The sequence below is a fragment of the Streptomyces sp. NPDC048696 genome (assembly GCF_043198895.1).
Taxonomy (GTDB): Bacteria; Actinomycetota; Actinomycetes; order Streptomycetales; family Streptomycetaceae; genus Streptomyces.
Genome location: NZ_JBICVJ010000011.1, coordinates 282,150 through 296,073, shown reverse-complemented (window position 1 = coordinate 296,073; position 13,924 = coordinate 282,150). Strand labels below are relative to the sequence as shown.

Annotated in this window: 13 protein-coding genes and 2 pseudogenes; 9 read left to right on the top strand and 6 right to left on the bottom strand. The window is 68.7% G+C overall.

The window, feature by feature from the left end; all coding sequences use genetic code 11:
- Positions 1 to 187: 187 nt before the first annotated feature.
- Positions 188 to 700 carry a GNAT family N-acetyltransferase gene (locus ACGFRG_RS24620; protein WP_361432839.1) on the bottom strand — a complete coding sequence of 171 codons (513 nt, stop codon included), beginning with the start codon at positions 698 to 700 and terminating at the stop codon, positions 188 to 190.
- Positions 701 to 767: 67 nt separating this feature from the next.
- On the opposite strand from ACGFRG_RS24620, the pseudogene ACGFRG_RS24615 reads away from it, so the two are divergent.
- A pseudogene (locus ACGFRG_RS24615) lies at positions 768 to 902 on the top strand (ATP-binding protein); the annotation flags it as partial.
- A 481-nt stretch (positions 903 to 1,383) separates the two neighbouring features.
- Here the strand turns inward: ACGFRG_RS24615 and ACGFRG_RS24610 are convergent.
- On the bottom strand, positions 1,384 to 2,805 hold the full coding sequence (locus ACGFRG_RS24610; RefSeq protein WP_393267218.1) for an MFS transporter: 1,422 nt from the start codon (positions 2,803 to 2,805) through the stop codon (positions 1,384 to 1,386).
- An 89-nt stretch (positions 2,806 to 2,894) separates the two neighbouring features.
- On the opposite strand from ACGFRG_RS24610, the gene ACGFRG_RS24605 reads away from it, so the two are divergent.
- Complete coding sequence (locus ACGFRG_RS24605) at positions 2,895 to 3,359, top strand: winged helix-turn-helix transcriptional regulator (RefSeq protein ID WP_393267215.1); 465 nt, start codon at positions 2,895 to 2,897, stop codon at positions 3,357 to 3,359.
- 567 nt (positions 3,360 to 3,926) lie between these two features.
- Here ACGFRG_RS24605 and ACGFRG_RS24600 read toward each other — a convergent pair.
- Entirely contained in the window at positions 3,927 to 5,033 is a 1,107-nt protein-coding gene (locus ACGFRG_RS24600; protein ID WP_393267212.1) for a serine hydrolase domain-containing protein, read from the bottom strand.
- 523 nt (positions 5,034 to 5,556) lie between these two features.
- Between ACGFRG_RS24600 and ACGFRG_RS24595 the strand changes: the two genes are divergently transcribed.
- From ACGFRG_RS24595 to ACGFRG_RS24580, 4 genes are all read left to right on the top strand, one after another.
- Positions 5,557 to 6,009 (top strand): hypothetical protein, encoded by a 453-nt coding sequence (locus ACGFRG_RS24595; RefSeq protein ID WP_393267209.1) that lies wholly within the window; start codon positions 5,557 to 5,559, stop codon positions 6,007 to 6,009.
- Between the two features lie 333 nt (positions 6,010 to 6,342).
- Entirely contained in the window at positions 6,343 to 7,179 is an 837-nt protein-coding gene (locus ACGFRG_RS24590; protein ID WP_393267206.1) for an SAM-dependent methyltransferase, read from the top strand.
- 348 nt (positions 7,180 to 7,527) lie between these two features.
- Positions 7,528 to 8,193 (top strand): Pr6Pr family membrane protein, encoded by a 666-nt coding sequence (locus ACGFRG_RS24585; protein ID WP_393267203.1) that lies wholly within the window; start codon positions 7,528 to 7,530, stop codon positions 8,191 to 8,193.
- A gap of 286 nt (positions 8,194 to 8,479) precedes the next feature.
- Positions 8,480 to 9,013, top strand: a complete 534-nt coding sequence (locus ACGFRG_RS24580) for an RICIN domain-containing protein (protein ID WP_393267201.1) — start codon at positions 8,480 to 8,482, stop codon at positions 9,011 to 9,013.
- Positions 9,014 to 9,049: 36 nt separating this feature from the next.
- Here ACGFRG_RS24580 and ACGFRG_RS24575 read toward each other — a convergent pair.
- A pseudogene (locus tag ACGFRG_RS24575) lies at positions 9,050 to 9,469 on the bottom strand (transposase); the annotation flags it as partial.
- Positions 9,470 to 9,954: 485 nt separating this feature from the next.
- Here ACGFRG_RS24575 and ACGFRG_RS24570 point away from each other — a divergent pair.
- Positions 9,955 to 10,632, top strand: coding sequence for an RICIN domain-containing protein (locus ACGFRG_RS24570; RefSeq protein WP_393267199.1), 678 nt, complete (start codon positions 9,955 to 9,957; stop codon positions 10,630 to 10,632).
- A 239-nt stretch (positions 10,633 to 10,871) separates the two neighbouring features.
- Here the strand turns inward: ACGFRG_RS24570 and ACGFRG_RS24565 are convergent, their stop codons facing one another.
- Entirely contained in the window at positions 10,872 to 11,060 is a 189-nt protein-coding gene (locus ACGFRG_RS24565) for a hypothetical protein (RefSeq protein WP_393267196.1), read from the bottom strand.
- A gap of 227 nt (positions 11,061 to 11,287) precedes the next feature.
- Complete coding sequence (locus ACGFRG_RS24560; protein WP_361432857.1) at positions 11,288 to 11,893, bottom strand: TetR/AcrR family transcriptional regulator; 606 nt, start codon at positions 11,891 to 11,893, stop codon at positions 11,288 to 11,290.
- A gap of 160 nt (positions 11,894 to 12,053) precedes the next feature.
- On the opposite strand from ACGFRG_RS24560, the gene ACGFRG_RS24555 reads away from it, so the two are divergent.
- Complete coding sequence (locus tag ACGFRG_RS24555; protein WP_361432859.1) at positions 12,054 to 12,548, top strand: cupin domain-containing protein; 495 nt, start codon at positions 12,054 to 12,056, stop codon at positions 12,546 to 12,548.
- 57 nt (positions 12,549 to 12,605) lie between these two features.
- Complete coding sequence (locus ACGFRG_RS24550; RefSeq protein ID WP_393267193.1) at positions 12,606 to 13,415, top strand: alpha/beta fold hydrolase; 810 nt, start codon at positions 12,606 to 12,608, stop codon at positions 13,413 to 13,415.
- Positions 13,416 to 13,924: the final 509 nt, after the last annotated feature.

Here is a 13,924-nt window from a genome sequence, read left to right as displayed (position 1 = left end):
TCAGCCGGGTTGCTGCGACAACCCGGTGGTGAAGGTCTCTCACCTCACTCGATTCCATGGCGCCTCGTGGCGCACCCACCCGCTACGACAAGACCCCCGAGAGCTACCTCGCAGCACTCCACCTCCGCGGCGCGATCATCTGGCTCCGCAGCCTCCGCCCGCCGGCACCAGTGACTGGCGCCGGACGCTAAAGAGCGAGCTTGAACCCATCGTGACTGCGCGCGAAGCCCAGCCCACCATAGAAGCGGTGCGCGTCCTCGCGCCGCTTGTTGCTGGTCAGCTGGACAAGCGCGCAGCCACGCGTGCGGGCCCGCTCGATCGTGCGCTCCATCAAGATCCGTCCGAGCCCGCCGCCTCGACGGTCTGCGCGGACCCGCACCGCCTCGATCAGGGCCCGCTCGGCCCCGCCCTTGCCCAGTCCCGGGATGTACGTCACCTGCAGGCAGCCAACCACCCTGCCGCCATCACCCTGGTCGTCGACGCCTTCGACCAGGACCAAAATTTCGTTACGCGGGTCCGCGTCGATCGCCGCGAAAGCCTGCTCGTACGCCTCATCAACTACGAGCGTCGCCGGGTCCACCACCCTCTCCTCGTCAGCGAGCAGAGCGAGCACCGTGGGCAGCTCGGCGCGTGTCGCGGGGCGCAGCGTGAGAGCGGTCACGTGGACGGATTCAGGGGCAGCTTGCATGGCATCGACCATAACCGGCCCCTTATCGGGACCTTCCACCCTGCCCCTGATCACGACTCCGCACAGGCCCTAGTTGCGGCCCGGCGTCCTCGTGGTCGACGAAGGCGGCTACCAGCCCCTCGAACGCGCCGAGGCGAACCTGGAATTCCAAGTCATCTCCAAGCGCTACGAGAAGGGCTCGATCATCTTGACCTCGAACAAGACCGTCAGCAAAGCGCACACGTTCCGGCGAACCCGTGCGAGGCAGCGCCGAAACTTCACAGGTTCCGGTGGCGTCTCGAATGCTGCATGTTCGGACGGTGTTGATCGAACTGGTGAAGGTCGCAATGTTTCCTGGACGTCCTTGGCTGGCAGATGTCCGGACCTCATTCGGCCACGCCGCCCTGGACGCCGTGCGCCTCGACCACCTCGCCGAAACCCACCACCAACCCACCACCAGCCGGTCCCGCACACCCCGCCGAACACCGCGACGCTCTCAACAAGAACGAGACACCACCAGACCAGCAGGCCTCCACCCCCACGAACCCTCACTCACGCAGTCTCAACCAACCCCGGATACCCCCAAGCACACACCACTCCCCCCACCTCAACTACACACCCACGAGACGACACCCCCACTGCCGCCCCCTCGCCCGACTGCCGCCCCGATCCGACCGGGGGACGTGGTCTCACATGCCCCCGCTTCCGATCCTCCTTTACGGACGGCCGGCTGGAGCTTCGCTCCGGGGTCCCGGTGCGCTGACGGCGAGGGTCTGCGTGTGCGACCGGGTACGGAGCCCGAAGGAGGTGACGAGCGCGCCGAGCACCACCATCACCACGGGCACGGCCAACGCCGCACGGTACGCGGAGAGCTGGCTCGTTCTCCCGGCGGACGCCAGGCCGTAGACGGCGGTCACCGCGGAGATGCCGACCGCCGAGCCGAACTGGGTCGCGGTGTGCAACAGGCCGCTCGCCAGGCCCTGTTCGGCCTCGTCGACCCCGTCGGTCGCGGCGATCGTCAGCGGTCCGTAGGCCAACGCGAAGGCGACGCCGGTGAGGATCAGGGTGGGGAACATCGCGGCGTACGACCAGTCGTGGCCGACCGGCAGGAACAAGGCGTACGACGCGATGGCCACCACGAACCCGCCGAAGATCACCCGGGCGTTGCCGAACCGAACGACCAGGCGCGGGGTGAGCGTCGGCGCGAGCACCGCGTCGCAGCCCATCACCACGAGAGCGAGCGCAGTCTCCATCGACGACCAGCCGCGCAGCTCCTGGAGGTAGAGCGTGACGATGAACTGGAAGCCGAAGAAGGAACCGACGAACAGCAGCGCCCCCAGATCCGCCCGCACCACCGACGCCCTGCGCAGGATCGCGAGCCGGACGAGCGGGGCCGCCGAGCGCCGCTCGACCGCCACGAAGATCCGGGCGAGCACCAGCCCTGCGACGAACGCGGCAAGCGTCAACGGCCACCCGTCCAGGCCGTGTTCGAGCCGCACGATGCCGAAGGCGAGGAGCAGCATCATGCCGGCCGCGACGGCCGCACCCAGCAGGTCGAAGCCGCCGGTGCGCACCGGCGGCCGTTCGGCGGGCACCAGGCGGACCGCCGCGAGGAGGATCGCACCGGCGAGCAGTACGGGCGCGAAGAACACCCAGCGCCAGCCGAACGAGGTGAGCACGCCGCCGATGACCAGGCCGAGCGAGAAACCGCCCGCGGCGGTCCCGGCGAAGACGAGCAGGGCCCTGTTGCGCTGCGGGCCCTCCGGATACGAAGTCGTGATGATCGACATCGCGGCCGGTGTCATGAAGGCCGCCGATACGCCGGTCACCAGGCGGGCCACGATCAGCATCCACCCCTCTGTGGCGAAGCCGCCGAGTCCGGAGAAGAGCAGGAAGACAGTGAGCGCGCCGAGGAACATCCGGCGCCGCCCGAGCAGATCGGCGGCCCGCCCGCCGAGCAGGGTGAACCCCGCGTAGCCGAGTACGTACGCGCTCATCACCCACGCGGCCACGTCCGTCGGCAGTTCCAGATCGGACCTGATGGAGGGGACGGCCACCGCGAGCATGGCCACGTCGATGCCCTCCAGGAAGATCGTTCCGCAGAGGACGAGCAGCAGCGCCCAGGCTCGGCTGGACATCGTTTCGGGCATGGCCGGCGGCATGGTGACTCCTCGTGTGGTCGGTTCCTTCTTGTAACCACTGGAATCGTGCGGCACGATAACTACCCATGGAAGACGGCACTTTGAAGTCACCCAGTCACTGCGAAGTAACCGACACCGACCCGTACGGCGACACCGACCCTTTCCAGTGGGACACCCGCGAGGGCTGCGAGGTGCGCCAGATCCTCGACCGGGTCGCCGACAAGTGGTCGCTTCTCGTCATCGCCCTGCTCGACTGCCGCGCCCTGCGCTTCACCGAGCTACGCCGCGAGATCGACGGCATCAGCCAGCGCATGCTGACCGTCACCCTGCGCCAGCTGGAACGCGACGGCCTGGTCAGCCGGACCGTGCACCCCGTCGTACCGCCCCGCGTCGACTACGCACTCACCCCCCTCGGCCGCACCCTGCACACCACGATCCGGTCCCTGGTGGCCTGGACCGAGGAGCATCGTGCGGAAATCGCCAGGGCCCGCGCGGCATACGACGAACACAACGCCGCAGCCGAGCCCGCCCGGCTACGGACGAACACATGAACCTGCGCCGGCACCGCTCCTGCGGCGTCACCCGTCGCGAAGTGCCCCCGATGGAACGCCGCTCCAGCAAAGGAAGGACTGAAGATGCTGGTGACAGGTAGCGCGCCGAACTGGTGACAACCACCGTGCTTCATACGGCGTCGCAGGTCGGCCGGCGCCCCCGGTGACAACTGTCGCGCCGCGGCTCAGGAAGCCTGAAGCGGTTTCTGCATCCCTGCAGTAGTCGGCGCTCAGCCCTCGGCCGGGCCCCGGCTAAGCCTGTCGGCCGGCAGGGGAATCGAACTGAACGCACCCCGCATGCGTGCCTTTCTCGACGCGAAGCAGGATCTTTACCTTGTGGGTACCAGGCTTCATGAACCTGGGCAGGGACTCGGTGTGATTGATCGTCATGGTTCCGGGACCGGTGGACGACGCCTCCTCCTGAAGGTCATAGGCCCCGGAACAGACCGCTGAGCCGGCAAGAAGGCCTTCGACAAGCGGCTAGTGCTGTGACGTCATTGGTTTGCCGGGTTACGTGGGCTTCGGTCGCTGGTCGCCATGCACCGGACTGAAGGGGAGGTCCGCCTGTCAGTCGGCGAGCGCGGCGTTGACGATCGCCTTGATGTACGGGAGGTCGTTGCCGGTCCCCGTCGGGTTCAGGGAGTACACCACGCGGTGTCGGAGGTCGCGGGTGGCGAAGAACCCGTTGTCCCAGCCGGGGCGGGAGCCGGTCTTGCCCCATGCGGACTCGCCGCTGGGGAGCTGGTAGCGCAGGAGTCCGCCGATGCTGTAGCAGGCCGCCTGGCCGACGCAGTTCGTGTTGTCGGCGGCGTTCTTCACGTTCGGTACCTCGAATACCAGCTTTTGCTGGGCGGGTGGGAGCAGGCTGCCCCGGAACAGTGCGGTGATGAAGCGGTCCAGGTCGGATGCGGTGGAGATCATGCCTCCTTCTGCCCACGGGTACGGGCTCTGCTCGGTCACGTCCTGCCCATCGAGGTGCACCTCCGCGTGGGGCGAGGGGATCGTCGGGTCGTCGGCGGCGGGCAGTCTGGTGTGCCTCAGATGCAGTGGCCGGATGATCCTGCGCTGCAGTTCGTTGGTGAAGGAGTGGCCGGTGACCTTCTCGACGATCAGGCCGAGGACGAAGGAGTTGAGTCCGTTGTACTGCTGCTCGGAGCCGGGCGGGGGCGGCGCGTCGGCGGCTGCGGCGAACGAGTCGTGCAGGAAGTCTTCGGGCGTCACAGATGTGAGCTGCCATCCGGGTCCGTCCGCCGGGCCAGGGGTCGGGGCGGGTTTGGGCAGGCCGCTCGTGTGGTCGAGGAGCTGGCGCACGGTGACGCGGTCGTATGCCTCGGGCAGCACTTGGGGGACGTATCTCCGCGCCGGTGTGTCCAGGCCGATCCGGTGCTCGGCGACGAGTTGGAGCACCACCGTGTTGGTGAACGCTTTGGTAACGCTGCCGATCCGGACATGGGCGTCAGCGGTGACCGGACCGGCGGTGGCGCCCACGCCTTCCCGCCTGATCAGGGCGCCCGCAACGACGTCGTCGGGCAGGTGGTCGAGGATGCCTTGGACGGTGATGCTCGCGGACGCCGGGGCGCTGGCAGCAGGCGTGGCGGCAGCCGTGGGCAGGGCCGCGCCGGCGGTGACAGCGGTGGCCAGGGCGAGGGTGGCGACGGCGAGGCGGATGCGCATCGAGGTTCTTCCTCCACAGCACTGATGAGACTTGTTGACACAGCCAACTCTGCTGTGTGCAGCCGCCGTCGCCCATCAGTGATCACCCCGATCACAACCCTGCAATGCCCCTCACAGATGCGACCTGAGGCCCTGGGCCGCCCACCAGCCGACGCCACCCACCACCGAACCTCATGATCTCCGGCTGCAGTACCTGGAACACCTCGCCCGCTGAACCCGTGCCGCCGACTGAACGCGGTGATGTGCTTGCCGACCGGCTCGCGCTGTGCTGAATAACCCGAGAGGTGGTGTGCGCGCTCCGCGCAGCGGGATCGAGGTCCGCGGCGCCCGGCCAACGCGTGCGCCTGCCGCGACCTGATCCGTCAACTCCATCCTCTGGATGGGGCGTTGATGAGCCGACACCCCACCATTCCAAGTCGTTCACGCGAGGATCACTTGATCTTCACATGACATGTGCAATATCACATGTCATGTGAGCCATTCGGGATCCACCCGACGGCCGCTTCTTACAGGGAGATCCACCATGAAGCGTTCGACGTTCCTCACTTCCGCAGTCGCGAGCCTGAGCCTTGCCGCCCTCACCCCCGCGCTCGCCGTCGCCGCCCCGGCGAGCGCAGCCGAGACCGTGGCCTCCTGCGGCAACTCCGCCCTCCAGTCCGGCCTTTCGACCCGCCTGTGCGCCGAAGTCACCGGCAACACCGTCGCGTTCGTCGGCAAGGTCAGCCTCGCCGGCCCGCCCTCCCCCGGCAGCCCGGCACCCGCGCCGAAGGAACTCACCACTACCTTCACCGCCACGGTCGACGGCACCCCGCTGCCGAACGTCACCAAGTACGCCCATTTCACCAACACCAACCTGAACGTTGCCGGCCTGAGCGCCAACGTGGCCTGCGGCTCCACGATCCGCGCCACCTTCGGTGTCGCCAGCTTCCCCTGGACGGCGCGTCCGGTCTCCCACGAGGTGACCATCACCTGCTGACCCGCCCCCGCGTGCGCCGAGGCCGACAGGGATCCTGTCCGGCCCGGCCCTCCCGCGCGCCGGTGGTGCGGAACACCCGACACCGCACCACCGGCTCCCTCCCACCTGCCGACGCGGCCACCTCCCCCGCCCCAGCAGGGCACGCTGCGGCAGGAGCTGGAGGCCGCCCGTCCGAACATCGGGCCCTTGAGCATCGTGACCCTGTTGACGCACCCGTTGACACACCTTTCGAGCACGCCCGCGCCCCAAGACAAGGTCCCTGGGTCGGCGACGTTGACCACCCGGCGCTACGCTCAGGCCACCCGAGCAATGACAACGGGGGTGGAGGACGACGTGCCGGACCCGCAGCCGTTGAACAACGACCTGACCGCCCACTGGACGCCGCCGCCCATCGATCCGACGGTGGCCACGCCCGCGCGCATCTACTCGTATCTGCTCGGCGGACAGGATCATTTCCCGGCCGACCGCGCGGCGGCGGAGCAGGCCCTGCAGGTGATGCCGGTCCGGGACTTCGCCCGCGTCAACCGTGCCTTCCTGACCCGCGTCGTACGGCACTTGGCCGAGGCCGGCCTGGATCAGTTCCTGGACATCGGCATCGGTCTGCCCGCCCCCGGCAGCACAGCCCAGACCGCGCTGTCGGTACGGCCCGGGGCGCGGATCGTCGGCGTCGACAACGATCCGATCGTCCTGGCCCACGCCCAGGCCCGCGCTCACGGCGAGGAGCCCGCGCCGTCAGACGCGAGGATCGTCGCCGGTGACGTCCGCCGTCCGGCGCAGATCCTGGAGAATCCCGAGGTACGCGGCCGCCTGGACTTCGACCGGCCCGTCGCCGTTTTGCTGGTCGCGGTCATGCACTTCGTCCTCGACGAGGACGACCCCTACGGCGCGGTGCGCACCTTGATGGACGCCGTCACCCCGGGCAGTGCGCTGGTGCTCTCGCAGGTAACCGCCGACCTGGACCCGGACGGGATACACGCGACGGCGAAAGCCTATGCCCGGTCGTCGGTGAAGACCGCCGTGCGAAGCAGTAAGGAGATCGCCGCGTTCTTCGACTGCCTGGAGCCGGTCGATCCCGGCCTGGTGATGCTGGCGCAGTGGCGGCCCGATGAGCAGGTCCTCGCGGGAGACGAACGGATCGGACTGTACGGCGGAGTAGCGCTCAAGCCCTGAGCACCGGCTGGTGCCGCACACGCGTCCAGTAGCACGCAGAGCATCCGAAAGCGACGTGGAGACGCATGGCCTGCTCCACGTACGACAGGGCATCGCGCCGATGGCCCTGGTGGCTCTGGCGACGGGCTTGCGGCTCCGGGATCCTCGTCGTCTTCCGGACGGCGGCCCGCAGTTCGTGCGCGACGCGGCGGGCCCCAACCCCTATCCCGACCCACGGCCGTGCCCCCTATGAGGCGCGAGCGGACCATATCCAGGCCCGTCACCCCCTTCAAGGCCGGAGCGCCGTAGGTACTCGATGAGATCGCTCAAGGTACAGGCGCAACCAAGGACGGAAGTACCATCCAGGTCATGTCTCTAAGCACCAGGCTGGAAGGTTCGGCCAAAATAGGGCTGGCGCTCCTGGCCGTCACGGCTCTCGCCACCTCGCTCAACCGGGCAATACACACCGACGAGGGCGCAGCGAACTGGATTTCATACTTCACCAATCTCTCCAACCTGCTCGGCGCCGCCGTCCTGCTGACCGGCGGGCTGGCCCTGTTGCGCGGCACCCGACCCGTCCCCGACCTGTTGCGCGGTGCCGCCACCCTCTATCTGGTGATCACCGGAGTGGTGTACTGGACTCTGCTGGCCGGAACCATCGACGCGAACACGATCATCTGGGCGAACGACGTCGTGCACGGTGTCATGCCGGCCGTGTTCCTCGCCGACTGGCTCCTGCGCCCTCCGCCACGCCGCATCACCTGGACCCGGTCTCTGCCGTGGCTGGCCTTCCCGCTGCTCTACCTCGCCTACTCGCTACTGCGCGGGCCGCACGCGGGCTGGTACCCGTACGACTTCCTCGACCCCCGCGAGCCGGGAGGCTACCGGCACGTCGCAACCTGGTCAGTGATCATCACGCTGGCCTTCACGGGAATGGCCTCGCTGCTTGTCCTGTATGCCAACGCGCGCTACAGAAAAGGCGGAACCGGCATCAGCGAGCACGAAAGCCGCGACCGGGACCCGATAACAACCTGAGCACGACCGGGCTTCGGCCCCTCCGGGCCGACCGCGCACCGACGGTTCACCGAGTGGAGCAGGTCCCGGGTATGGGGCAAGCTCCACCACCTGGTCCTGGACGAACTCACGGTGCGCCGCCCGGGGCGTCCCGGGCTCGGGTGCGGGACAGCGGGACGGGGGCGGGACGGCGGGACGCCCCCCGCGGAGCGCTAGGTTTCCGTTGTCGCCATCCGGTGCGACACCTGCTGCGGGGGAACGGTCCGACGGCGCGATCCCCCTCCGATACCTCTTCGGGAACACTCACATGCGCATACGCTCTGCCGCCGTAGCCTCCCTTACCGCGACCGCCGCCACCCTCGGCGCCCTGGTGACCGCCGCCCCGGCCCAGGCGGCCTCGAAGTACGACGTGACCATCAACATCGCCGACGGCTACTGCCTGGACATCCCGAACGGCAACGCGTTCAACGGGCAGGTCGTCCAGCAGTGGCCGTGCAACGGCACCAACGCCCAGCGGTGGAACATCGTCGACTTCGGTGCCAGCCATTTCAAGATCCAGAGCGTTGCGTGGCCGGCCTTCTGCCTCAACAACTGGAGCGGTGGCAACACCACGGGCGACTACATCAAGCTCTACAACAACTGCGACAGCGCCGACGCGGCCTTCAACACTGTCGGCAACGACTTGGGCAGCAACTACATCCGGTTCCAGCCGATGAAGGCGACGAGCAACTGCGTCAATATGTGGGGCGGCCAGACCCAGGGTGCGCTCGCACGCCTCTACCCCTGCACGGACGACGGTCCCAACGCGCGCTTCCGCCTGTGGATGTCCGGCACCATCTAAGACGATGTCCTATGGGGTGAGGCGGATGAGTCGTTCTTAGCAGCACAGTGCGGCGGCGAGGCCGAGAAAGGCCAGGTCGTTGCGGGGCTGGCGTTCGTAGCGGGGGCTGAGTCCGCGGTAGCCGGAGAGCCACGAGACGGTTCGCTCGATCACCCATCTGCGGCGACCGAGGCGTTCGCTGGACTCGATGCCTTTGCGGGCGATCCGGACGCCGATGTGTTTGCCTCACACCCATTTCCGCAGGTGGGTGGCATCGTAGGCTGTGTCGGCGTGTAGACGCTGGGGCTTGAAGCAGCGGCCGCGGGGGGCGTCGTGTTGCGTTTAGAGACCCGCCACCATGGGCTTCAGCCCTTCGCGGTGCCAGATGAGAAACCGGCGGTGGGCCGTCGACTTCGATACACCGAAGCACGGGACCCCTATGGGATTCGTCAACCTGTGGGGGTGGGTTGGGGGTCGTAGAAAGGTGCCGTCGCGGAGCATCGCGAAGAGGACGTCGGCTCAGGACAGAGAAAAGCCCCAAGTCACAAGCGCGCACTCCGTCAAACCGGGAGTTCACTGCTTACCTTCACCGAGCGACCAAGACTCAACACCGCCCAGTGCAGCTGAACAACCCGCGGGTCACCGACCCAACCACCAATCACCATCAGGGGCTCTCGACATACGCGACGGCCCCCTGAACGGCACCGGCTGGGCCTCCCCAGCGGGCCGCGCCATCACCCGGACCCCCGTCGGCCCCGTGCACGCGAGAGGGTGTCCGCAGTCGGGCGGAGCTGGTGTGTCGCGCACCCCGTCCGGAAAAACCGGATGCCCGCTCTCCATATCGGGTCGTATTCGAACAATACGTTCCCCCGGCCCTCCGGCCAGACTCGACCCGGCCTCGATCAATGCCCGATCGAGGTCGCCCGAGCAGGGCTGCTGCTCCGTCGGGAAGGAACCACGACGTGATCAAGAGACTCGCGCTGCTGGCCGCAGCGCTCGGGCTGTTCACCGTCCCGCTCACGGGGATGGCCTCCGCGCAGCCCGCCGGACCGGGAGAGACCTCCGCGGCGGCTGCCGCCCCGGTGACAGCCCATCTCCCGATATCCCCGGCCGCGGTCAGCGCGCTGAAGGGCATGACGCCGGTAGCCCCGGCCGACGTCGCCAAGTTGCTGGCCAAGACTCCCGGTTCCGCCCTGGCGCCCAGACTGCGGACCGACGGCGTCTACGACCACATCACCAACCTCAACAGCGGGCAGTGCCTGGCCGTGCCGGGCGGTAGCACGGCCCAGGGCACCGGGCTCATCCAGTGGCCGTGCGGCACCTGGAACGACCACTACTGGTCCGTGCAGTACCAGTTCACGTCCAGCGGCTTCTACTGGTACCACGTCGTCAACCTCAACAGTCAGCAGTGCCTTGCCGTACCGGGCGGAAGCACGACCCAGGGCACCCAGGTCATCCAATGGCCGTGCGGCACCTGGGCCGACCACTACTGGGCGTTCGCCACGGACAGGGCCGGCGTGACGCACATCGCCAACGGCAACAGCGGGCAGTGCCTGGCCATACCCGGTGGCAGCACGGCTCAGGGCACCAAGGTCATCCAGTGGCCGTGCGGCACCTGGAACGACCACTACTGGTACTGATCGGCCATCCGGCCACCACACGCACCCGAGCACTCCACGCGGGAGAGGGTTCCGGTGTCCATCGCCGGAACCCTCACTGCCCCGACCGCGCAACGCCCGACCGGCCCCTTCTCGTACGTCCAATCCTTGGCGACCATCGTCGCCGGGCCACGGCCGTACTCACGCGACACGGCCCGGCGCGACGGGTCCCCGGCCCAGGTCACCTGCCACCGCTCATCCCAGGCTCCGCACCTCGCGCTTCACGGGGACCAGACGCATCCGTATCTCCAGGGTCCGCTCCCCTGCCTGCTGGAGGCGGCAGAGCCCCGGGCGGGCTCCATGACCCGCCGGCTCGCGACCAGGCCGCCCTCCTCGGCAAAGTGGGCCTCGCGTACGGCGAACGGGGCGCCGGTGTCGTTGAGCGCGAGCAGCGCGGTCCGGAGTTCCATGGTGGGAAGCGGTGCGATACCCCCGTCAGGGTCCCTCTCGGCCGTGGCGCCCGAGCAATGGCGTGGGGTTGGTGACCAGCACCCCCACCAGAGATGCGTGGACACGGGGGACCGTATCCGCCTCGTCGTCCTCGCTCACGAGGCGGAACTGGTTGTTCGTCGCCCTCCGGCTGACCCATCGCCGCCCCGCGCCGGACGCCCCCGGAAGCCGCGGCAACCTCCGGCCGCTACGGGATCGCGCGCGCGGCCTCGGTCAGGGTGGTCGCGGTCCGTACGGCGCTCGCGACCGCGGCCTGCGGGTCGAGTCCGCACAGATCGGTGAGCGTGAAGAGCGCCTCCGCGCTGACGACCACGGCGAGGTCCCGTTTGAGCTGGGCGAACGCCTCCGGGTCCGTCGCCCCCAGCGTGCCTTCGAGGGGGGCGAGCGCGTGGTCGATCAGGCCGAAGCGGATTCCGGGACGCGCGGACACCGACGCGGGTCGGGTGATGGTGGCCGAGATCATCGCGCGCACCGATCCCTGGCGGGCGAGTATGCCGCGAAGCAGGAACTCGCAGGCGAAGGCGACGCGTTCGACGGGGTCGGCGGAGTCCGCGACCGGGGCGAGCGCCTCTGCGGGGGGCGGCCAGGCGCCGGCCAAGGCCTCGCTGATCAGTGAGGGCAGGTCGGGGAAGTACCGGTACGCGGTTGCCTCGGAGACCAGGGCCGCGCGCGCGACCTCGGGCATGGTCACCTCGCCTCCCGTGCCGATGAGCTCACGGGCGGCCTCCATGATCGCCGCACGCGTGCGCTTCTTCTGATTGGTGCGGCCGGTGCCGGCCTGCGTCATCGCCATCCGTATGCCCTCACTCGTGCTTGTGCGCCCCGGACGCATCTTACCACTGCCGACCTTCGTTATGAGAGTTCACTTGCATAACGAGGGTCGACCCCCTAACCTCATCCCGAGAGCCCGTGAGAGTGAACTCTCACGAAGGTGAAAGGGGACGGAGACTGCCATGAGTGACATGAACGGCACGAGTGAGGAGACCGGCGTGAACGACGTCTCCCTGGTCGGCCCCGACGGCGGCGAGACGATCCGCCTCGGCACGACGCAGATGCGCATCCTGGAGGACGGCAGCACTACCGGCCACCGCATCGGCATCGGCGAGATCACCGTCGCCCCCCATACCCAGGGCCCACCGCAGCACCGCCACGCCCAGCACGACGAGGGCTTCTACGTCGTCTCCGGCACCGTGCACTTCACCGTCGGCGACACGACCCACGTCGCCCCGGCCGGCAGCCTTGCGATGATCCCGCCCGGCGCCCCGCACACCTTCGCGAACCTCGGCGACGAACCGGCGGTGATGCTCAACACCTTCACGCCCGACCTGTACGTGCAGTACTTCCGCGACCTGCGGGACATGATCGCCGGCGGCCAGGAGCTCACCCCGGAGTCGACCATCAAGGTGATGAGCCGCTACGCCACGGTCCCCGCCGCCGACTTCGCGTAACGACGGCCCGATCTGCCCTTCCTTCCGCCCATCTCAGCCCGCCCGAGGAGAACCATCGTGATCAGGACCACCCACCCCGTCACCCTCGATCAGGGCGACCTGGACATCACCGTCGACCTCCACGGCGAGAAGGGACACCCCTTCCTGCTCCTGCACGGCGGTGGCGGCCCCCAGACCGTCGCCCCCTTCGCCCAACTCCTCTCCGAGCAGCGGCCGGCGAGGGTCTTCGCCCCAGTCCACCCCGGCTTCGACGGCACCGCCCGCCCCGACTGGCTGACCGATGTCACCACTCTGGCCCAGGCCTACATACGGCTGCTCGACGTACTCGGTCTGGAGGACGTCGCCGTCGTCGGCAACTCCATCGGCGGCTGGATCGCCGCCGAGATCGCCGCGCTCGGCAGCGACCGGATCACCAGCGTCACCCTCGTCAACGCCGTCGGTATCGACGTCCCCGGCCACCCCGTCGTCGACACCTTCCCGCTGACTCCGGTCGAGTTGTCCCGGCTCTCCTTCCACGACCCGTCGAAGTTCCGCTTCGACCCGAGCGCGCTCTCCGACGAGCAGCGCGCGGTCATGGCCGGCAACCGCGCCGCCCTGCAGATGTACTCGGGCCCCGACGACATGGCCGACCCCACCCTGCGCGAGCGCCTGGCCAAGGCGAGGGTGCCCACCCTCGTCGCCTGGGGCGAGAGCGACCAGATCGTCGACGCCGACTATGGACGCGCGTACGCGGCGGCCATCCCGGACGCCCGGTACGAACTGCTGCCCGACACCGGCCATATGCCCCAGGTCGAGACTCCCGGGCAACTCATGCCCGTGGTCTGGGACTTCGTGGACGCCCACGCCACCAACCGGCCCACCGACTGAACCGGGAGCACCTGGTGTCCGAGGCCCTGGAAGCACCCGAATCGTCGGAAGCACCTGAACGGGGGGCAAGGCTGGCGCCGGGGCAGTGACCGGCTGTGGGCCGCCCGGTGGGGCTCCCTGGGCTGGACTCTGCTGATCGGGGACCTCGCAGTCATGGCGACGCTCGCAGTCCTCGGGGCCGCACAGTTGTTGACCGACGGGTGATGAAATCCCGCGTCACGTCTTCACCGGAGGCGTCGGCGTCCCCGACGTATGCCAGAATCCGCGGGCGCTGCTCGGCCCCGGCCCGTTCACGCACGAGGCGCAGGTAGCTCTCGCGGCCGTAACCGCGCGAGACCAGCACCGGGATACCCAACTCCCCCACCCACTCCTCAAAGAGCACCGGAGCGTGCCCTTCTCCGAAGACAGGTACAAGGCCACCGGCTGGTCCTGGGTGCGGTCCAGACGGAACTCCCCGACCAGCTCGGCGAGCGCCGCGCCGGCATCAGCCCAGCACGGGGCCACGTGGA